Genomic DNA, 18,820 nt, shown 5'->3' on the forward strand with positions numbered 1-18,820 from the left:
GGATAGCCACTCTAGGCCAGGAGCCTGCGCCTTGCCGCCGCGAAACGGGCGTCGATTCTTTCTCAGCCCTCCTCGAAACGCATCTCCGGCGGCTGCTCGCGGAAACCGTGGGTGATCACCGCCAGGTACACCGCGCCCAGCGCCAGCCAGCAGAGGCCGAGGATGATCGCCAGATGGTCGAGGCTGGCCATCAACCACAGGTCGGCGACCAGGCCGATGCCAGGGAATACCAGGAACAACAGGGTTTCCCGTGGGCCGCGGCGCTCGGCACCAAGGTAGTAGTGGAAGACCACCGACAGGTTGACCAGGCTGAAGGCGAGGAAGGCGCCGAAGTTGATGAACGAGGTGGAGGTGGTCACGTCCATCTGCAGCGCCAGCAGGGCCACCACGCCGCACAGGACGATGCTGTTCACCGGCGTCTCGAAGCGCTTGCCGAGACGACCGAAGAACGGCCGCGGAAGGACGCCGTCGCGGCCCATGGCGAAGAGCAGGCGCGAGGCGCTGGCCTGGGCCGAGAGGCCGGAGGTGAACTGGCCAACGATCAGGCCGACCAGGAAGAAGGTCACGAACAGGTCGCCACCGATGTTGCGGGCGATCTCGTAGGCCGCCGAGTCCGCGCTGTCGAAGGCGAAGGACGGGTGCGCCAGTTGCACGAAGTACGAGGTGACGATGAAGATCAGCCCGCCCAGCAGGGTGATCAGCAGGATCGCCCGCGGGATGTTGCGCCGCGGGTCGCGGGTTTCCTCGGTCAGGGTGCTGACCGCGTCGAAACCGAGGAACGAGTAGCAGGCGATCGCCGCACCGCTCATCACCAGCGGTACCTGCAGGTCGCCACCGAGCAACGGTTGCAGCGACCATAGCGGCTTGCCCGGGTCGCCCAGCACGTAGTGCACGCAGAGCGCGACGAAGGCGCCGAGGACCAGGAACTGCACCAGCATCAGCAGGCCATTGACGTTCTTCGCCAGGCGCAGGCCGACGATGTTGATCGTCGTGGTCACGCCGATGAACGCCAGCACCCAGACCGCGTTGGGTACCGCGGGAAAGGCCGAGTGCAGGTAGGCGGCGCCGATCAGCCAGATCGCCATCGGCAGGAACAGGTAGTCGAGCAGCACCGCCCAGCCGGCGATGAAGCCGAGCCGGGAATCGATGGCCTTGCGCACGTAGGTATAGGCCGAGCCGGCCACGGGGAAGGCCGCGGCCATGCGCCCGTAGCTGAGGGCGGTGAAGAGCATCGCCAGGGAAGCGGCGATGTAGGCGGCGGGGACGTGTCCCTGGGTGGTCTCGGCGAGGATGCCGAAAGTCCCGAGGACGATGATGGGGGTCATGTAGGCGATGCCGAACAGCACCACGGAACCCAGCGACAGGGTGCGCTTGAGTCTGGCCATTACTGCTTACTCCGGAATTATCGTTTGTTATGGCAGTGGCCCGCAGCCGGCCAGGCCGCGGGACGCAGGGGCCTCCCCTCACCCGGGAGACCGGCGGACGCTCGGGCGCCCATCGTTGTGCTACGGCTTTCCGGGCCGATCCTCGCCCGCTCGCTGGCGGGCGGAGGACGACGCGACGCTCCTGTCGCGCCGTGGTGAATCAGGGAATCAGCAGCTCGCGCAGGCCGTCCGGGCGCTCGCGGCGCTCGCCGGGCAGGACCAGGCGACGCTCTTCGAGGTAACGGTAATCCCGACGCGCATCCTGCAACCGGCCGAGGTCCAGTTCGACGATCTGCCGGCATTCTTCGCGCCCGGCCTCGCAGAGCAACTGGCCGTAGGGATCGACCACCGCGCTGCCGCCGGCGAAGACCAGTCCGCCGTCGCCATGCCCGACGCGGTTGACCATCACCGCGTAGGCCTGGTTTTCCATGGCGCGGGCCATGATCGCAGTGCGATGGGTGGGGCCATAGGGGTCCATGTTGCCATTGGTCACGATGATCAGTTCCGCACCCAGTTGGCCGAGGGCCCGCGCGCTTTCCGGGAACTCGATGTCGAAGCACACCAGCAGGCCCACCCGGATGCCGTTCCACAGGGCAGTGGCGTAGCGGTCGCCAGGCGTGAAGATGCCGCGGTCGGAGGCCCACAGGTGGGTCTTGCGGTATTTCAGGGCGATGCCGTCGGGAGCGATCAGCAGGGTGGTGTTGTAATAGCGGCCGGCGTCCGCCTCGGCGATGCCGATCGCCACCGAAACGTTACGTTCACGGGCGACGCGCTGCACCGCGCTGACCGTCGGGCCGTCGAGCGGCTCGGCGAGGGCGGCGATGTTGTCTTCGCTGGGGAAGCCGGTCAGGTGGGTTTCCGGGAACACCACCAGTTCGGTGTCCGCCGCACAGTCGGCGATGGCCGCCAGGGCGCGTTCCAGGTTGTGCGCGGTGTCGCCATCGCGACCGGCGATCTGGACGAGTTCGACTTTCATCGGAATTCCTTGTTGTTCTCGGCGCTGTTCGGCACGCGCGCTGTTCGTATGCAGGGGTCGGCACAGTATGCTTGGCGTTCCCCGCGCCGATAATTACGTCCGAGGGTTAACCCAACAGGGGTAGAAGATGAGTTTCACCTTGCAGGACATCGCCTGGCACCGCTCCGTCGGGCAACTGGTCGAGGCGCTGGATGCGCCGGACTTCTGGATTCGCCTGGTACGCCTGCTCGAACAGTACGTTCCGTTCGACAGCTGGGTGGCCCTGCTGTTCAGCCAGGGCCGGCCACAGGTGTTCGCCGAATGCCCGGGCGCCGACGGCGGGCCGGACCCGCTGTTCCAGGACTACCTGCGAGGCCTCTACCTGCTCGACCCGTTCTACATCGCCAGCCGCGAGAACCCGTGCAGCGGCCTGTTCCGTCTGGCCGACGTGGCACCGGAATGCTTCGAGCAGACCGATTACTACCAACGTTACTTCCGCCTCAACGTGGTGGCCGATGAAATCCAGATCAACGTCCAGCTCTCCGGCGAACGCACCCTCTGCCTGTCGCTCGGCTCGCGGCGCCGCTTCACCCCCGAGCAACTCGCCGTGCTCGGTCTGGTGCGGCCCTGGGTGGCCGGGCTGATGCGCCAGCGCCTGGCCTTCGAGGACGAAGTGTTGAACAGCCCTGCGGCGCCGGAGCCGGGCTGGCAGGGTTCGCTGGAGAAGGTCGCGGAGCAGATGGGCACGCCGCTGACGGCGCGCGAACTGGAGGTCGGCAGGCTGATGCTCAGCGGCTGCTCGAGCAAGGAGATCGCCCGCAAGCTGGCGATCTCGGCGGAAACCGTGAAGGTCCACCGCAAGCACATGTACGGCAAGCTCGGCATCAAGTCGCAGTCCGAGCTGTTCGGCCTGTTCCTCCAGGCCCAGGGCTGACGGGACGGGCGACCGCCCCGTCGCCGCTCAGCGGCGCTTGATCTTCGGCTTCGGCCGGCCCTGCACGCACTTGAAGCGCGGATTCGACTTGCAGATCACGTAGAGCCGGCCACGGCGCTTCACTACCTGGCAATCGCGATGGCGCAGCTTGGCCTGTTTCAGCGAGGCGAGGACTTTCATCAGGCCCCCTTGCCGCCGACGAAGCCGGCGAAACGCTTGTTGAACCCGGCCACGCGGCCTTCGCTCTTGGTCTTGCGCTGTTCGCCGGTGTAGACCGGGTGCGAGGCGCTGGAAACGTCCAGGGTCACGTAGGGATAGGTCTTGCCGTCGGTATGGGTATGGGTCTTGTCGGTCTCCGCGGTGGAGCCGATCAGGAAGTACACGTCGGCCGAGGTGTCATGGAACAGGACGGGACGGTATTCGGGATGGATGCCGGGTTTCATGGGGATGCCTCCTACATAATGTTATATAGTTACATATTACTCCGATAAGAATAATTCGCAACTCCGGAAAGAGTTCCCGGCGACCATTCGGCTGCTCGACCATCCAGACACAATTATTAGCTTGCTTTCTATCCCCGTTTGTTTCCCATAATCAGCGCTTGGTTAGCGCGGGGGGAACCCGTCGTAGACGCCTCGAAGAAGGTGACTACCATTTTGAACCGAAGCCTGAAGATTGGAGACGTGATGAATCTGTCGCTACTCAGTCGCTATGCGTTTTTCGCCTGTATCGCCCTGTTCACCTTGCTCAGCCTGCCGTTCCTCGGCAGCACCGAATGGCTCTGGCCGTTCACCCTGCTGGGCGTGGCCCTGAGCCTGCTCGGCCTGTTCGACCTGATCCAGACGCCCCACGCGGTGCGCCGCAACTATCCGATCCTGGGCAACATCCGCTATCTGGTGGAAGGCATCCGCCCGGAGATCCGCCAGTACCTGCTGGAGGCCGACGGCGACGCCCTGCCCTTCTCCCGCGCCCAGCGCTCGCTGGTCTACTCGCGGGCGAAGAACGAAAGCTCGGAGAAGCCCTTCGGCACCCTGATCGACGTGTACACCGCCGGCTACGAATTCATCAGCCACTCGATGCGTCCGGCGCCGCTCAGCGATCCCTGCGAGTTCCGCGTCGACATCGGCGGGCCGCAATGCAGCAAGCCGTACTCCGCTTCGCTGTTCAACGTCTCGGCGATGAGTTTCGGCGCCCTCAGCGCCAACGCCATCCGTTCGCTGAACCGCGGCGCGCAGATGGGCAACTTCTACCACGACACCGGCGAGGGCAGCATCAGCCCCTATCACCGCGAGAACGGCGGCGACCTGGTCTGGGAACTGGGCAGCGGCTACTTCGGGTGCCGCACCCGCGACGGCAAGTTCGACCCTGAGCGCTTCGCCGCCCAGGCCCTCGACCCGCAGGTGAAGATGATAGAGATCAAGCTCAGCCAGGGCGCCAAGCCGGGTCACGGCGGTATCCTGCCCAAGCACAAGGTCACCCCCGAGATCGCCGCCACCCGTGGCGTGCCGATGGGCGAGGATTGCGTTTCGCCGTCGCGCCACAGCGCCTTCTCCACGCCGATCGAACTGATGCAGTTCATCGCCCAGCTGCGCGAACTGTCCGGCGGCAAGCCGGTCGGCTTCAAGTTCTGCCTGGGCCATCCATGGGAGTTCATGGGCATCGCCAAGGCCATGCTGGAGACCGGCATCCTCCCCGACTTCATCGTCGTCGACGGCAAGGAAGGCGGCACCGGCGCGGCGCCGCTGGAGTTCACCGACCATATCGGCGTGCCGCTGCGCGAAGGCCTGCTGTTCGTCCACAACACCCTGGTCGGCCTCAACCTGCGCGACAAGATCAAGGTCGGCGCCAGCGGCAAGATCGTCAGCGCCTTCGACATCGCCAGCGTCCTGGCCACCGGCGCGGATTGGGCCAACTCGGCGCGCGGCTTCATGTTCGCCATCGGCTGCATCCAGTCGCAGAGCTGCCATACCAACAAGTGCCCGACCGGCGTCGCCACCCAGGACCCGCTGCGCCAGCGCGCGCTGGTGGTGCCGGACAAGGCCGAGCGGGTGCGCAACTTCCATCGCAACACCCTCAAGGGCCTGGCCGAGATGCTCGCCGCGGCGGGCCTGGAACATCCCTCGCAGCTCGAAGCCAAGCACCTGGTGCGACGCATCACCGACACCGAGATCCGCCTGTTCTCGCAGCTGCACTACTTCCTCAAGCCGGGCGAACTGCTGTCCGGCAAGATCGAAGGCGAGTTCTACGAGCGCATGTGGAACATGGCGCGGGCCGACAGCTTCGACGCGGCGGCCTGAGCCGCCGCCCTCGCACGCAAGAAAAAGCCGGAGGCAGCGCTGCCTCCGGCTTTTTCATGTCCGCGTAGATCAGCCCAGCAGGATGGTCGCCCAGGTCACGGTGATCACGGTGAGGGCCACGAACTGCGCGGCGCTGCCCATGTCCTTGGCATTCTTCGACAGAGGGTGGCGTTCCAGCGAGACGCGGTCGACGGTGGCCTCGATCGCCGAGTTGAGCAGCTCGACGATCAGCGCCAGCAGGCACACCGCGATCATCAGCGCGCGTTCGCCGCGACTGACGTCGAGGAGGAAGGCCACCGGGATCAGCACCACGTTGAGCAGCACCAGTTGGCGGAAGGCGGCTTCACCGCGGAAGGCGGCGAGGAAACCTGCGAGGGAATAGCCGGTGGCGTTGAGGATACGCTTGAGGCCGGTCTGGCCTTTGAAGGGGGAAGGCGACACGTCGGGTTCTCATCGATTCGGAAGGCCGGCAGTCTAGCCGCCGGCTGGTCAAAAAAGCGTTAAGCCGTCTCTCAATGAGAAGCGGGAACCGTCTCCATTTGTTGCAGCAGCAGCGCGGCCTGGGTCCGGGTGCGCACGTTGAGCTTGCGGAAGATCGCCGTGACGTGGGCCTTCACCGTCGCCTCGGAAACGTTCAGGTCGTAGGCGATCTGCTTGTTCAGCAACCCTTCGCAGACCATGGTGAGTACCCTGAACTGTTGCGGGGTGAGGCTGGCGAGCCCGGCGCTGGCGGCCTTGGCCTCCTCGCTGAGGGCTTCGGCGGCGGCATCCTGCGGCGGCCACCAGGTGTCCCCGTCGAGCACCGCGCGCACCGCCTGCTGCAGGGTTTCCAGCGGACTGGACTTGGGTATGAAGCCGCTGGCGCCGAACTCGCGGGAGCGCTGCACCACCGCGGCCTCCTCCTGTGCCGAGATCATCACCACCGGCACCTGCGGGTATTGCCCGCGCAACAGCACCAGGCCGGAGAAGCCATAGGCCCCCGGCATGTTGAGGTCCAGCAGGACCAGATCCCAATCGGCCTTCTCGTTCAGCCGCGCTTCCAGTTCGGCGATGCTGGCGGCTTCCACCAGGCGCACGTCGGGGCCCAGCCCGAGGGTGAGGGCCTGGTGCAAAGCGCTGCGAAACAGGGGGTGATCGTCGGCGATCAGGATCTCGTAAGAAGCCATGACATGTCCTAGTTTGTTCGGCCCAGCCGAGGCGGCGCTCAGGATGCCGACCGAGGGCGGACCGGTCAAGCCGAATGAGGGATACCTCGTACACCGCGTTCGTCTTTTCAAACACCCCGGCTTGCTGGCAGAGTGGCGGACCCTCCCCGCCCCGTCGAGCGAGCCATGCGAAGCCAAGCCCTGCGTGCCGATGTCCTGATGCTGATCACCGCCATGATCTGGGGGGTGTCGTTCGTCGCCCAGCGCCTGGGGATGGACGCCATCGGGCCGTTCCTCTATACCGGCCTGCGCTTCGTCCTCGGTGCCCTGGTGCTGGTGCCACTGCTGATGCTGCGCTCGCGACGCGACGGCGCGCAACCCTTCAATCGCGGACAGTTGCTCGCCGGTGTGATCCTCGGCGTCGCCCTGACCACCGGGATCAACCTGCAGCAGGTCGGCCTGCTGTTCACCAGCGTGACCAACTCCGGCTTCATCACCGGGCTCTACGTGATCGTCGTGCCGTTGCTCGGCCTGCTGTTCGGCCAGCGCACCGGCGCGGGCACCTGGCTGGGGGCGTCGCTGGCGGTGCTCGGCATGGCCCTGCTGAGCATCGGCCCGGGCTTCCAGGTCGCCTCCGGCGACTGGCTGCAACTGGCCGGCGCGGTGGTCTGGGGCGCGCACGTCCTGCTGGTAGGCCTGTTCGCCAGCCGCTACGACCCGATCCGCCTGGCCTTCCTGCAGTTCGCCACCTGCGCGGCGGTCAGCCTGCTGCTGGCACTGGTCTTCGAGGAAATCCACTGGGACGCCATCGTCCAGGCCGGTCCCGCCCTGCTATACGGCGGCCTGCTCGGCGTCGGCACCGGCTTCACCCTGCAGGTGGTGGCGCAGAAGCACGCCATCGCTTCCCATGCGGCGATCATCCTGTCCCTGGAAGCGGTGTTCGCCGCCATCGCCGGCGCCCTGTTCCTCGCCGAGACCCTGCACCTGCGCGGCTATTTCGGTTGCGCGCTGATGCTGGCGGGCATGCTGGTGGCGCAGTTGTGGCCGCGCAAGCTCGCCGCCGAAGTGCGCCCGGCCTGACGCTCAGCCACGGAACGGCGCCAGGGCACGGTGCGCCGGGCTGGCCTCGTCCAGCGGAATGTGCCGCTTGGCGCCCAGGTAGCGCTCGCTGAACACCTCCAGGTAGGCGCCGAGCGCCTCGCCCGCAGCCTCGTCGCCAGCCAGCTCCAGGCACAGCGCCGCCACTTCGGCGGTGCACAGGTGCTCGCCACGGGTCGAGCGACGCAGGCGATAGCGCGAGAGCTGCTCGGGCAGCAGGCTGAGCACCGGGAACGGCTCCAGGTAGGGACTCTTGCGGAACATCTTGCGCGCCTCGGTCCAGGTCGCGTCGAGCAGGATGAACAGCGGTCGCTTGCCTTCCGCCAGCGGGGCGACCTCGTTCACCACCCGCTCCGCCGCCACGTATTCGCCGGGGAACACCAGGTATGGCTGCCACTGCGGGTCGGCCAGCAACTCCAGCAAGCGCGGGTCGACCTCGGTGCGCGACCAGCCGAAGGCGAAGGTGTCGGCCACGGTATCGGCGATCAGCCAGCCGGTGTTGGTCGGTTTCAGCGCCTCGATGTCGTGCATGACCAGGCACATGCCGGCGCGCGCCTCGACCCGTGGCCGCCAGGCGCACATGCAATAGCTGGGCAGCAGCCGACAGCTTTCGCAGCGCGGCATGCGCGAGCCGCGCGCGACGAAGGGTTTCAGGCTGCGCGCCAGGCGCTCCTGGCGCAAGCGGGAAACGGCATGGCTCATCGGGCAGGCTCCCGATACGGAAAGGACGGGCGAAGGAACATCGAAGACTCGAGGAAACGGGCTGGAAAGCGACCGCGAAATTCTATCAGAGCCCGCGTGGCTCCTGCTTTGTCGGACAACTTCCGAGGCCGCGAAAAAAAATTCTTCACAGGGGCCTCAGACGTCTAGTTAGAGCGGGATGCGATCCCTATAATCCGCCCCCTTTTTTCGACACCGGGCAGCCGGCTCCGCCCGCTGACCTTACTGCCTCTCCAGACGAGTGACGCCCCCCTTGCTCGAGATCCGCAACGTGACCCGCCGCTTCGGCGACTTCACCGCCGTCGACAATGTCAGCCTGACGATCAACACCGGCGAATTCTTCACCCTCCTCGGCCCTTCCGGGTGCGGCAAGACCACCCTCCTGCGCATGCTCGCCGGCTTCGACCAGCCGGACAGCGGCGAGATCCGCCTCAACGGCCAGGACCTCGCCGGCGTCGAGCCGGAGAAGCGCCCGGTGCATACGGTGTTCCAGAGCTACGCGCTGTTCCCGCACATGAGCGTGGCGCAGAACATCGCCTTCCCGCTGAAGATGGCCGGAGTGGCGAAGAGCGAGATCGACGCCCGCGTCGAACAGGCCCTGAAGGACGTGCGCCTGGCGGACAAGGGCGGGCGCATGCCGACACAGCTTTCCGGCGGCCAGCGCCAGCGCGTGGCGATCGCCCGCGCGCTGGTCAACCGGCCGCGCCTGCTGCTGCTCGACGAACCGCTGTCGGCGCTGGACGCCAAGCTGCGCGAAGAAATGCAGATCGAACTGATCAACCTGCAGAAGGACGTCGGCATCACCTTCGTCTATGTCACCCACGATCAGGGCGAAGCCCTGGCGCTGTCGCACCGCATCGCGGTGATGAACCAGGGCCGGGTGGAGCAGCTGGACGCCCCGGAAACCATCTACAGCTTCCCGCGCAGTCGTTTCGTCGCCGACTTCATCGGCCAGTGCAACCTGCTCGACGCCACGGTCGAGGCGGTCGACGGCGAACGCGTGCGCATCGATCTCCGGGGCCTGGGCGAGGTCCAGGCGCTGAAATCCTTCGACGCCCAGCCCGGCGAGGCCTGCGTGCTGACCCTGCGGCCGGAGAAGATCCGCCTGGCGCAGAGCGTCACCGCCGACAGCGACGAGGTGCACTTCCGCGGCCGCGTCGCCGAACTGCTCTACCTGGGCGACGTGACCCTGTACATCGTCGAGCTGGAGAACGGCGAGCGCCTGGAAACCCTGCTGCCCAACGCCACGCCCGGCCGGGCCAAGTTCTTCGAGGTGGGCGACGCGGTGGAAGCCGCCTGGCGCTTCGATGCCGGCCATCTGGTCAGGGCCTGAAACGATGAGAAAGAACCTCGGCAAGTGGCTGCTGGTCTGGCCACCGCAAGCGTATCTGCTGTTCTTCTTCCTAGTTCCGGCGCTGATCATGCTGTTCGCCTCGTTCCGCTTTCCCGGCGACTACGGCGGCCTGGCGCCCTGGATGTACAGCGAGGACGGGCAGACCGTCTACGACCTCAGCGTGGAGAACTACACCCGGCTCACCGAGAGCTGGGTATACCTGCATCTGTTCGTCAAATCCTTCGGCTACGCCCTGGTCACCACCCTGGCCTGCCTGCTGCTCGCCTACCCGGTGGCGACCACCCTCGCCCGGGCCCCGGCGAAGTGGCGCAACCTGCTGATCCTGCTGGTGATCCTGCCGTTCTGGAGCAACCTGCTGGTACGCGTCTACGCCTGGATGATCATCCTCTCGCCGTCCGGTGCCCTGACCCGCGGGATCAACGCCGCGCTGGACCTGCTCGGTGCGCAGCCGATCAGCCTGATGTTCACCCCGTTCGCGGTGATCCTGTGCATGGTCTACGTGCACCTGCCGTTCATGATCCTGCCGCTCTACGCCAACCTGGAGAAACACGACCCGGCCCTGCTCGACGCCGCCCAAGACCTCGGCGCCGGTCGTTGGCAACGCTTCTGGCGGGTGACCTTCCCGCTCTCGCTGCCGGGCGTGGCCGCCGGCGCGGCACTGGTATTCATCCCGGTGCTGGGAATGTTCGCCATCCCCGACCTGGTCGGCGGTACCGACGGCATCATGATCGGCAACCTGATCAAGAGCCAGTTCCTCGACTCCCGCGACTGGCCGTTCGGCAGCGCGCTGTCGATCGCCCTGACCGGCTGCATCCTGCTGCTGGTCGCCCTCGGCATGGGCGCCGCGCGCGCCCGCAAGGGAGGCGCCCATGCGTAGGCCCTACCTGCTCTGGAGCGCCACCGCGCTGGTGTACCTGTTCCTCTACGTACCGCTGGTGATCGTGGTGCTGTACTCCTTCAACGACTCGCGACTGAACGCCGAGTGGGTCGGCTTCACCCTGGACTGGTACCGCAAGCTGTTCGGCAATCGCGACATGCTCCAGGCCGCCGCCAACTCGCTGGTCATCGCGCTGGTTTCGGCCAGCGTGGCGACCCTGCTCGGCACCCTCGCCGGGGTCGCCCTGCATCGCTTCAAGCTGCGCGTGCTGCCCCTGCTGGTGCTGACCCCGATCGCCATTCCGGAACTCCTGATGGGGGTCTCGCTGGTGATCTTCTTCATCGGCCTGAACATGAGCCTGGGCATGCTCTCGGTGACCCTCGCGCACATCACCTTCTCGGTCGGCTTCGTCGCCCTGGTGGTGCAGGCGCGCATGTCGGGCATGGACGAAAGCCTCACCGAGGCGGCCCGCGACCTCGGTGCCACGCCCTGGCAGAGCTTCCGCCTGGTGACCCTGCCGCTGATCATGCCGGGCATCGTCGCCGGCGCGCTGATGGCCTTCACCCTGTCCATCGACGACTTCGTGATCACCTTCTTCACCGCCGGCGGCGGCTTCGCCACCCTGCCGACGCAGATCTACACCATGATCAAGATCGCCGTGACGCCCGAAGTGAACGCCGTCTCCACCCTGCTGATGCTGCTCACCCTGGTGCTGATCGTGATCGCCTCGAAACTCTCCCCCAGCGCCATCAAGGGCCATTGATCCGCCGAAACCCGCGTGCCTCCCGGAGAGGCCCGCGGCCTTGCCCTGCTCCGGTTTCCGGAGCCCTGCCACCCCGTAACAAGGAACCATGATGAAAAAGCTGTTGCTCGTCGCAACCCTCATGGCAGGAGCCGCCCAGGCCACCGCCGCCGAGAAGCTGTATCTGTTCAACTGGAACGACTACATCGCCGAGGACACGCTGAAACGCTTCGAGCAGCAATGTGGCTGCGAGCTGGTGCAGGAGTTCTATTCCGGCACCGAGGAAATGATGGCCAAGCTGGCCGCCGGGGCCAGCGGCTACGACGTGATCATCCCGACCCAGAACGCGGTCGAGGCGCTGATCCGCAAGGGCGACCTGCTGGAGCTGGACAAGAGTCGCCTGGCGAACCTGAGCAACGAAGCCGCGGGCTACCTCGACAAGGATTTCGACAAGGGCAACCGCTATTCCCTGCCCTACGCCTTCACCACCACCCTGGTCGGCTACAACAAGACCGAGCTGGACAAACTGGGCATCGACCCCTCCGACTGGTCGGTGATCTTCGACCCGGCGGTCCTGGAGAAGATCAAGGGCAGGGTCACGGTGATGGACGACCCGCAGGAACTGTTCGGCGCCGCCCTGAAGTACCTCGGTCACTCCGCCAACGACACCGACCCGCAGCACTGGAAGGAAGCCCAGGCGCTGATCCTCGCGGCCAAGCCGTACTGGGCCGCGTTCAACTCGTCGAGCTATATCAAGGAGCTGACCCTGGGCAACATCTGGGTCGCCCATGGCTACTCCAGCGACATGTACCAGGCCAGGGCCGACGCGGAGGCTGCCGGCCGCGCCTTCAAGGTCGACTTCGCCCTGCCCCGCCAGGGCGCGGTACTGGCCATCGACAACATGGTGATCCACAAGGGCTCGAAGAACCCCGACCTGGCCTACCGCTTCATCGACTTCATGCTCGACGGTCGGAACGCTTCCGAGCTGACCAACCAGATCGGTACCGGCACGCCCAACGCCGCCGCCCTGCCCTTCATCAGGCCGGAAATCAAGACGCTCGCCGCACTGTTCCCGGACGCCGCCACCCAGGCCAGGCTGGAGCCGCTGAAGGACCTGAACTCGCGCCAGCGACGCGCCCTGAACAAGCTCTGGACCGAGATCAAGCTGCGCTGATCCGCACCGCTATCGACGAAAGGGCGACCCTCGGTCGCCCTTTTGCGTTTCCGTGCCCCGCCCCGAACGCGGTAACATGGCGCCCATTCGCCACCGTCCGTCCCGGGAAAGGGCCGACGGAAACAATTCGCCCCTTCATCGGTCGAATCCGCTTATTGCCCCAGGAGATCTTCGATGTCGCGCCTCATGGCCCTTGCCCTTTGTTTCGTCCTGCCCACCGCCGCCCATGCCGCCTCGCTCAAGGATTTCGAACTGAGCAAGATGCTGGAGAAAGTGGCCAAGGAAAGCAGCGTAGGCACTCCTCGCGCCATCAACGAAGACATCCTCGACCAGGGCTACACCGTCGAAGGCAACCAGTTGATCAATCACCTCAGCGTACGCGCCAGCCACGCCGAGCGCATGCGCTCCAACCCGGACAGCGTGCGCAGCCAGCTCGGCGATAGCGTGTGCAGCAACACCGGCTATCGCCAGTTGCTCGCCCGCGGCGCGATCCTCACCTACAGCTTCACCGAGTACAAGACCAACCAGCCGGTCGCCACCGAACGCTTCGATGCCGGCAGCTGCCGCATCCAGGGCAAGAAGTAAGCGCGCCGCGCGGTCGCCATGCTGGATAAGCAGCATCTGCTGAAGATCGCCAGGACGCCGATGCCGTTCGGCAAGTACCAGGGACGGATGCTGGTCGACCTGCCGGAGGAGTACCTGCTGTGGTTCTACAAGAAAGGCTTCCCGCCCGGTGAACTCGGGCGGCTGATGCAGTTGACCCTGGAGCTGAAGATCGACGGGCTGGACGGGCTGCTCAAGCCGCTTCGTCCCCCCGCTCCGTAGGCGAATGACGTCGCCGACGCTATCCGCCGATACCCCGCCCACACCCTGCCTTCGCCAGACACCCGCCCCCGTTCGGCAGGGCGAATAACGCCACAGACGTTATCCGCCGATACGCAGCCGAACTCAGCGCAACAACGCCGGATCGCCCTTGCCGGCCACCGCCGCCGCCTCCTCCGGGGTCAGCAGCGCGGTGCGCGGGACCTCCATCAAGCGGGCGCAAGCCGCCAGCACGTTGCCCCAGCAGGCGCGGTTGGCGAACTGCATGCCCGCCTCGTCGAGGGTGCCGCCGCGGTTGCGATAGCCGAGTACCGAGGTGCGCCGGGCATCCGGCAGGATCGGCCAGAGATGCCCACGCGCCACTTCCGCACGCATATGGGTGAGCAGCACCCGGCGTTCATGGCTATCCGGGAACAGCCGCTCCACCAGCGCTTCCTCGGCCACCGCCTCGACCTCCCAGCGATCGCGCGGCGCGCGGAAGCGTCCCGGCTCCTGCAGGTAGACCAGCCGGTAGGCCTGCCCGGCCTCGGCCAGGCGCTGCGCGGCGCGGCGCATCTGTTCGAGCTGGTAGCTGCCGTTGGCGATCAGCAGCAGCGGATCGGAGCCGCAGCGCTCTTCGACCAGGATCGCGCCGTCACGGGCCAGGCGCTCGGCCTGGACGGCGTCGAACGCCATCGGCCGGTCGCGCTTGGGGATCACCAGGCAGGCCAGTTGCCCCCGGCTGCGGTAGATCGTCGGTAGCAGCGCCAGGGCGCTGTTGTGATCGGCCGGGAAGAGCACCCGGACCATGTCGCTCATCTCGCCAAGCAGGGCCTCGCAGAAGGTGGTGTCCTGGTGCGACTGCTGGTTCTTGCCGTTCTCCCAGGTATGCGAAGTAGCGACCAGCGGCCAGCCCAGCCAGCCGGCCGGACGCCCGACTTCCTTCTGCTGGCGGGCGAAGATCAGGGTCTGGCGCACCGCGCCGAGCATCTTCACGCAGAACGCCTCGTAGCTGGCAACCAGGTTGAGTCCGCCCTGGTTGGCCAGGCAGGCGGACACCACCGCCTCCTCGTTGAGCGCGGTGATGACCCGACCGCTCACCGACTCCAGTTCGCTCTCCGGCTCGCTGACCCGATGCTTGAGCGCCTTGAGCACGCCGCCGAGGCGGTTGCTGGCCAACTCGTCGGGATTGCCGACACGGGCGCGCAGGTCGGGGTTGGCCTCCACCAGCTCGGTATAGAAACGGTCCAGCGCGGCCATCGGCGAGCAGGGGTCGTCGCGATAGCGCAGCGGCGGGATGATCGGTTCGATGGGATGGCGCAGGGCCAGCGGGTTGTCCCGTTCGAGGGGACGCTCGCCGCGCTGCTCGGCGAACAGCCGGCGGGCCAATTCGAGAGCCTCAGGCTCGACCCAGAGGTCGTTCGCATGCTGGTTGAACAGTTGCCGAGCCTGTTCGTCGTTATGCGGATTGCCCGGCAGTGGCAGGTTGTGCGCGGCGTTGCTGCCGGCGCCATAGAAACCGAAGCCCTTGACCGTCTCGGCGATGCCGTAGGGAATCGGCAGCGGGTAGCGGAGGATGCCGCTGTTCTTCTCCTGCACGCGCCGCTCCAGGCGCTGCTCCATCTCCCAGAGCGTACAGACGAAGGCGGCCGGGTCGCGCCCATCGAAGCTGATCGGATCGAAGCCGCAGCGGCGCAGGTGCAGCTTGAAGCCCTCCAGGCCCTCATGGGTGCCCAGTTCGGTGCGCTGCTCGATGCGCCGGCCATTGGCGATCATCACCGGCAGCGCCGCCCCGCAATCCTCGGCTCGCCACCAGCGCGGAATCCAGTCGCTGCCGCGCTGTTCCTCGGCGGCGCCATCGGAGAGGAACGCCACCAGGGTCTCGCCGGGCAACGGCATGTGCGCGTACTGCAATTCGGCGAAGCCGAGGTAGCCACCCTCGGCGATACCGCCGGCGGTATGCGGATTCACGTGGCTGCCCAGTGGCGCCGCCGGTGCGCCGTTGGGGGCCTGGGCGTAGCCGTAGAAGTCCTGCAACAAGCGGTTCAGCCCCCCCTCGCCGTCGGCATAGGCGCGCTCCTGCTCCGGGTGCAGGTTGCCGGTCAGGACGTTCAGCGCGTCGATGGCGGCCACGCAATGGCCCTGGCCCATCAGCCAGGCGCGAGTCTTGCCGGTCAGGACGTTGAGTGCCAGGTAGCCGGCGTAGGCCGGGACCATGTTCAGGGCTCCGCCGGTGTGGCCCTCGGGCTGTGTCTTGAAATCCTCGGCCTGCAACGGCTGGCCGTCCAGGCGGATGCGCCGGGCGTAGGTCATGTGCACGACGATGCGCAGGGCGCTGGCGGTCAGCCGGTCGAGGGCGCGGAACAGCTGGTAGACACTGGCCAGGTCCGGTTGCAGCCCGGCTTGGACCAATTGATGAGCGGTGCGGAACACGGCGGCGCGGGTCTCTGCGCTATGCTGGAGCGGACCATGGCCTTGCAGCCACGCGGCAAACGCCGGCTCGGCCGCCGCATGGGCAAGCAACTCGTCCTGACTGGGCAGAATCTGACTCATGGTGGGTAGCCTCCCTAGTGGTGCCTTGCAGTCTAGGCAGCACACGGCAAAGGGCGCTGACCTGCATCAAGCTCCCCGCCCCCGATTCGTTCACCCTGGCTCTGTACGAAGGTTCCATGGCATTCCACGATCCCCGAAAGGTATCGGGGGGTCGACAGAGCTCTGACGGAGGAGGCTCGATGGCATCACTGACGTTTCTAGGCGCCGCCCAGGAGGTCACTGGCTCCTGTTATCTGCTGGAAACCCTCGATGGCGTGAAGGTCCTGCTCGAATGCGGCATGCGCCAGGGGCGCCGCGAAGCCGACAACGGCAACCGCGCGCCCTTCCCCTTCGATCCCGCGAGCATCGACGCGGTGGTCATCTCCCACGCCCACCTGGACCACAGCGGCCTGCTGCCGCGCCTGGCGGCCGAGGGCTTCAAGGGCCCGATCTTCGCCACCGAGGCCACCTGTGAACTGCTGGAACTCATGCTGCTGGACTCCGCACACATCCAGGAAAAGGACGCCGAGTGGGAGAACCGCTGGCGCAACCGGATCGGCAAGCCGAGCATCAAGCCGCTGTATACCCAGGCCGACACCGAACGCGCGCTCAAGCTGCGCCGGCCGATCAGCCTCGGCAGCACCGTGGCGGTCGCTCGTGGCGTGCGGGTGACCTTTCACAACGCCGGGCACATCCTCGGCTCGTCGATCGTCGAAGTGCAATTCCACGACCAGGTGCAACCGCGCCGCCTGGTGTTTTCCGGCGATCTCGGCAACACCTGCTCGCCGTTGATGCGCGCGCCCTCGCCGCTGAGCCGGGCCGACGTGGTGATGCTCGAATCCACCTACGGCGATCGCGATCACCGCGACAGCAACGACACCCTGGAGGAACTGGCGGCGATCCTCGAACAGGCGCATCGCGACGGCGGCAACGTGCTGATCCCGTCGTTCGCCGTCGGCCGCACCCAGGACCTGCTCTACTACCTCGGCCGCTTCTACCAGGAGGGCCGCCTGCCGCAACAGGCGGTGTTCCTCGACAGCCCGATGGCCGCCCGCGCCAACGGCATCTACCTGCGCCACAGCAACGAGTTCGACGACCGCGACCGCGAGTACATCCGCGGCACCGGCACCACCCGCCTGGAGGAATGGCTGCCGGTCCTGCGCGTCACCCGCAGCGCCGACGAGTCGATGGCGATCAACCGGATCAAGAGCGGCGCGGTCATCATCGCCGGCAGCGGCATGTGCACCGGTGGCCGTATCGTCCATCACTTCAAGCACAACCTCTGGCGCCCGGAATGCCATGTGGTATTCCCCGGCTTCCAGGCGCGCGGCACCCTGGGCCGCAACATCGTCGACGGCGCCAGCGCGGTTCGCGTGTTCCACCAGCGCATCGCGGTCAAGGCGCAGATCCATACCCTCGGCGGCTTCTCCGCCCACGCCGGGCAATCGCAGTTGCTCGACTGGGTCGCTCACTTCGCCCACCGTCCCGCGCTATACCTGATACATGGCGAGCGGGAAAAGATGGAAGCGCTGCGGGGCGCGATCCGCGAGCGCCTCGACTGGGATGCCGAGATACCCGAGCCCGGCGAACGCATCGAGATCTGAGCCGCCGTCCGCAACTGTCACGCAGTCCGTGGCAGTATGCGGATGACCGCCTGTACAGGGTGGTGGTAGAAGGAGTATGCGAATGCCCTACGAAGCCGATGACTATCTTTCCCGGCACTTCCAGACCAGCGGCACCGACCTGGCGCGGAAGGTCGACGAACTGGCGGCCCTTGCGGCTCCCGGCGACAGCCCCAATCTCGCGCTCTACCGCGAGATGCTCTTCACCGTGACGCGCATGGCCCAGGCCGACCGCAACCGCTGGGACGCCAAGATCATGCTGCAGACCCTGCGCGAGATGGAGCACGCCTTCAGCGTTCTCGAGCAGTTCAAGCGGCGGCGCAAGGTCACCGTGTTCGGCTCGGCGCGCACGCCAGTCGAACATCCGGTCTATGCCCTGGCGCGCAAGCTGGGCGAGGAACTGGCCCGCTACGACCTGATGGTGATCACCGGCGCCGGCGGCGGCATCATGGCCGCCGCCCACGAAGGCGCCGGGCTGGAGAACAGCCTGGGCTTCAACATCACCCTGCCCTTCGAGCAGCACGCCAACCATACGGTGGACGGCAGCGGCAACCTGCTGTCGTTCCACTTCTTCTTCCTGCGCAAGCTGTTCTTCGTCAAGGAAGCCGACGCCCTGGTGCTCTGCCCCGGCGGCTTCGGCACCCTCGACGAGGCGCTGGAAGTGCTGACCCTGGTGCAGACCGGCAAGAGCCCGCTGGTGCCGATCGTGCTGCTCGACCAGCCGGGCGGCCGCTACTGGGAACACGCCCTGGAGTTCATGCAGGAACAGTTGCTGGAGAATCACTATATCCTGCCGGCCGACATGCGCCTGATGCGCCTGGTGCATTCGGCCGAAGACGCGGTGAAGGAAATCGCCCAGTTCTACCGCAACTTCCACTCCAGCCGCTGGCTGAAAGGCACGTTCGTTATTCGCCTGAACCACGCCCTGAACGAAGCCGCGCTGGCGCACCTGCACGAACACTTCGCCAGCCTCTGCCTGAGCGGCGGCTTCCAGCAGCAGGCCTACAGCGAGCAGGAACAGGACGAACCGGAGTTCCGCAACCTGACCCGCCTCGCCTTCGTGTTCAACGGGCGCGACCAGGGGCGTCTGCGGGAATTGCTGGACTACATCAACCTGCCGGAAAACTGGGACTGAAGCTGCCGGT

At 66.5% G+C, this 18,820-nt stretch carries 19 protein-coding genes; 11 read left to right on the forward strand and 8 right to left on the reverse strand.

What is annotated here, in order from left to right:
• Positions 1-62: 62 nt before the first annotated feature.
• Both AC4OR5_RS03140 and AC4OR5_RS03145 read right to left on the reverse strand, forming a co-directional pair.
• Entirely contained in the window at positions 63-1,385 is a 1,323-nt protein-coding gene (locus AC4OR5_RS03140) for an APC family permease (RefSeq protein ID WP_058161228.1), read from the reverse strand.
• Positions 1,386-1,584: 199 nt separating this feature from the next.
• Positions 1,585-2,400 carry a carbon-nitrogen hydrolase family protein gene (locus AC4OR5_RS03145; RefSeq protein WP_023097302.1) on the reverse strand — a complete coding sequence of 272 codons (816 nt, stop codon included), beginning with the start codon at positions 2,398-2,400 and terminating at the stop codon, positions 1,585-1,587.
• Between the two features lie 127 nt (positions 2,401-2,527).
• On the opposite strand from AC4OR5_RS03145, the gene AC4OR5_RS03150 reads away from it, so the two are divergent.
• The gene (locus AC4OR5_RS03150) at positions 2,528-3,313 is read left to right on the forward strand and encodes a helix-turn-helix transcriptional regulator (protein ID WP_003092207.1); all 786 of its coding nucleotides are present in this window, start codon (positions 2,528-2,530) and stop codon (positions 3,311-3,313) included.
• Between the two features lie 27 nt (positions 3,314-3,340).
• Here AC4OR5_RS03150 and ykgO read toward each other — a convergent pair whose 3' ends face one another.
• Both ykgO and AC4OR5_RS03160 read right to left on the reverse strand, forming a co-directional pair.
• Positions 3,341-3,493: a type B 50S ribosomal protein L36 gene (gene ykgO / locus AC4OR5_RS03155; RefSeq protein WP_003092209.1), complete on the reverse strand. Its 153-nt coding sequence runs from the start codon at positions 3,491-3,493 to the stop codon at positions 3,341-3,343.
• Positions 3,493-3,756, reverse strand: a complete 264-nt coding sequence (locus AC4OR5_RS03160) for a type B 50S ribosomal protein L31 (RefSeq protein WP_003092213.1) — start codon at positions 3,754-3,756, stop codon at positions 3,493-3,495. The genes ykgO and AC4OR5_RS03160 overlap by 1 nt, the downstream gene beginning before the upstream one ends.
• 243 nt (positions 3,757-3,999) lie before the next feature.
• Between AC4OR5_RS03160 and AC4OR5_RS03165 the strand changes: the two genes are divergently transcribed.
• Positions 4,000-5,610 (forward strand): FMN-binding glutamate synthase family protein, encoded by a 1,611-nt coding sequence (locus AC4OR5_RS03165; protein WP_003092223.1) that lies wholly within the window; start codon positions 4,000-4,002, stop codon positions 5,608-5,610.
• 69 nt (positions 5,611-5,679) lie between these two features.
• Here the strand turns inward: AC4OR5_RS03165 and AC4OR5_RS03170 are convergent, their stop codons facing one another.
• Both AC4OR5_RS03170 and erdR read right to left on the reverse strand, forming a co-directional pair.
• Positions 5,680-6,051 carry a diacylglycerol kinase gene (locus AC4OR5_RS03170; RefSeq protein ID WP_003092226.1) on the reverse strand — a complete coding sequence of 124 codons (372 nt, stop codon included), beginning with the start codon at positions 6,049-6,051 and terminating at the stop codon, positions 5,680-5,682.
• 71 nt (positions 6,052-6,122) lie between these two features.
• Entirely contained in the window at positions 6,123-6,776 is a 654-nt protein-coding gene (erdR, locus tag AC4OR5_RS03175; protein WP_003092229.1) for a response regulator transcription factor ErdR, read from the reverse strand.
• 132 nt (positions 6,777-6,908) lie between these two features.
• On the opposite strand from erdR, the gene AC4OR5_RS03180 reads away from it, so the two are divergent.
• Positions 6,909-7,835, forward strand: coding sequence for a DMT family transporter (locus AC4OR5_RS03180; protein WP_021265155.1), 927 nt, complete (start codon positions 6,909-6,911; stop codon positions 7,833-7,835).
• 3 nt (positions 7,836-7,838) lie between these two features.
• On the opposite strand, the gene AC4OR5_RS03185 is transcribed toward AC4OR5_RS03180, so the two are convergent.
• Positions 7,839-8,555 (reverse strand): tRNA-uridine aminocarboxypropyltransferase, encoded by a 717-nt coding sequence (locus tag AC4OR5_RS03185; RefSeq protein ID WP_031692499.1) that lies wholly within the window; start codon positions 8,553-8,555, stop codon positions 7,839-7,841.
• 259 nt (positions 8,556-8,814) lie between these two features.
• Between AC4OR5_RS03185 and AC4OR5_RS03190 the strand changes: the two genes are divergently transcribed.
• The 6 genes from AC4OR5_RS03190 to AC4OR5_RS03215 all read left to right on the forward strand — a co-directional run bounded on the left by AC4OR5_RS03190 (position 8,815) and on the right by AC4OR5_RS03215 (position 13,545).
• On the forward strand, positions 8,815-9,906 hold the full coding sequence (locus AC4OR5_RS03190; protein ID WP_003119359.1) for an ABC transporter ATP-binding protein: 1,092 nt from the start codon (positions 8,815-8,817) through the stop codon (positions 9,904-9,906).
• Between the two features lie 4 nt (positions 9,907-9,910).
• Positions 9,911-10,804, forward strand: coding sequence for an ABC transporter permease (locus AC4OR5_RS03195; protein WP_058161229.1), 894 nt, complete (start codon positions 9,911-9,913; stop codon positions 10,802-10,804).
• Positions 10,797-11,567 (forward strand): ABC transporter permease, encoded by a 771-nt coding sequence (locus AC4OR5_RS03200; RefSeq protein ID WP_003092244.1) that lies wholly within the window; start codon positions 10,797-10,799, stop codon positions 11,565-11,567. The genes AC4OR5_RS03195 and AC4OR5_RS03200 overlap by 8 nt, the downstream gene beginning before the upstream one ends.
• An 88-nt stretch (positions 11,568-11,655) precedes the next feature.
• Complete coding sequence (locus AC4OR5_RS03205) at positions 11,656-12,720, forward strand: polyamine ABC transporter substrate-binding protein (RefSeq protein ID WP_058161230.1); 1,065 nt, start codon at positions 11,656-11,658, stop codon at positions 12,718-12,720.
• A gap of 174 nt (positions 12,721-12,894) precedes the next feature.
• Positions 12,895-13,305, forward strand: a complete 411-nt coding sequence (locus tag AC4OR5_RS03210; protein WP_003109703.1) for a quorum-sensing-regulated virulence factor family protein — start codon at positions 12,895-12,897, stop codon at positions 13,303-13,305.
• 18 nt (positions 13,306-13,323) lie between these two features.
• Positions 13,324-13,545 carry a DUF3820 family protein gene (locus AC4OR5_RS03215; RefSeq protein ID WP_003092249.1) on the forward strand — a complete coding sequence of 74 codons (222 nt, stop codon included), beginning with the start codon at positions 13,324-13,326 and terminating at the stop codon, positions 13,543-13,545.
• 123 nt (positions 13,546-13,668) lie between these two features.
• Here AC4OR5_RS03215 and AC4OR5_RS03220 read toward each other — a convergent pair whose 3' ends face one another.
• Entirely contained in the window at positions 13,669-16,074 is a 2,406-nt protein-coding gene (locus tag AC4OR5_RS03220; RefSeq protein ID WP_058161231.1) for a phosphoketolase family protein, read from the reverse strand.
• 179 nt (positions 16,075-16,253) lie between these two features.
• On the opposite strand from AC4OR5_RS03220, the gene AC4OR5_RS03225 reads away from it, so the two are divergent.
• Together AC4OR5_RS03225 and AC4OR5_RS03230 are read left to right on the forward strand one after the other, a co-directional pair.
• The gene (locus AC4OR5_RS03225) at positions 16,254-17,657 is read left to right on the forward strand and encodes an MBL fold metallo-hydrolase RNA specificity domain-containing protein (protein ID WP_023105088.1); all 1,404 of its coding nucleotides are present in this window, start codon (positions 16,254-16,256) and stop codon (positions 17,655-17,657) included.
• Between the two features lie 82 nt (positions 17,658-17,739).
• Positions 17,740-18,810 (forward strand): LOG family protein, encoded by a 1,071-nt coding sequence (locus AC4OR5_RS03230; protein WP_003092255.1) that lies wholly within the window; start codon positions 17,740-17,742, stop codon positions 18,808-18,810.
• Positions 18,811-18,820: the final 10 nt, after the last annotated feature.

The organism is Pseudomonas sp. YA1 (assembly GCF_058680555.1).

Bases quoted from the DNA above. Each gene is read 5' to 3' on its own strand.
- AC4OR5_RS03140 (WP_058161228.1), bottom strand. From the start codon at position 1,385: ATGGCCAGACTCAAGCGCACCCTGTCGCTGGGTTCCGTGGTGCTGTTC.
- AC4OR5_RS03145 (WP_023097302.1), bottom strand. From the start codon at position 2,400: ATGAAAGTCGAACTCGTCCAGATCGCCGGTCGCGATGGCGACACCGCG.
- AC4OR5_RS03150 (WP_003092207.1), top strand. From the start codon at position 2,528: ATGAGTTTCACCTTGCAGGACATCGCCTGGCACCGCTCCGTCGGGCAA.
- ykgO (WP_003092209.1), bottom strand. From the start codon at position 3,493: ATGAAAGTCCTCGCCTCGCTGAAACAGGCCAAGCTGCGCCATCGCGAT.
- AC4OR5_RS03160 (WP_003092213.1), bottom strand. From the start codon at position 3,756: ATGAAACCCGGCATCCATCCCGAATACCGTCCCGTCCTGTTCCATGAC.
- AC4OR5_RS03165 (WP_003092223.1), top strand. From the start codon at position 4,000: ATGAATCTGTCGCTACTCAGTCGCTATGCGTTTTTCGCCTGTATCGCC.
- erdR (WP_003092229.1), bottom strand. From the start codon at position 6,776: ATGGCTTCTTACGAGATCCTGATCGCCGACGATCACCCCCTGTTTCGC.
- AC4OR5_RS03185 (WP_031692499.1), bottom strand. From the start codon at position 8,555: ATGAGCCATGCCGTTTCCCGCTTGCGCCAGGAGCGCCTGGCGCGCAGC.
- AC4OR5_RS03195 (WP_058161229.1), top strand. From the start codon at position 9,911: ATGAGAAAGAACCTCGGCAAGTGGCTGCTGGTCTGGCCACCGCAAGCG.
- AC4OR5_RS03200 (WP_003092244.1), top strand. From the start codon at position 10,797: ATGCGTAGGCCCTACCTGCTCTGGAGCGCCACCGCGCTGGTGTACCTG.
- AC4OR5_RS03205 (WP_058161230.1), top strand. From the start codon at position 11,656: ATGATGAAAAAGCTGTTGCTCGTCGCAACCCTCATGGCAGGAGCCGCC.
- AC4OR5_RS03210 (WP_003109703.1), top strand. From the start codon at position 12,895: ATGTCGCGCCTCATGGCCCTTGCCCTTTGTTTCGTCCTGCCCACCGCC.
- AC4OR5_RS03215 (WP_003092249.1), top strand. From the start codon at position 13,324: ATGCTGGATAAGCAGCATCTGCTGAAGATCGCCAGGACGCCGATGCCG.
- AC4OR5_RS03220 (WP_058161231.1), bottom strand. From the start codon at position 16,074: ATGAGTCAGATTCTGCCCAGTCAGGACGAGTTGCTTGCCCATGCGGCG.
- AC4OR5_RS03225 (WP_023105088.1), top strand. From the start codon at position 16,254: ATGGCATCACTGACGTTTCTAGGCGCCGCCCAGGAGGTCACTGGCTCC.
- AC4OR5_RS03230 (WP_003092255.1), top strand. From the start codon at position 17,740: ATGCCCTACGAAGCCGATGACTATCTTTCCCGGCACTTCCAGACCAGC.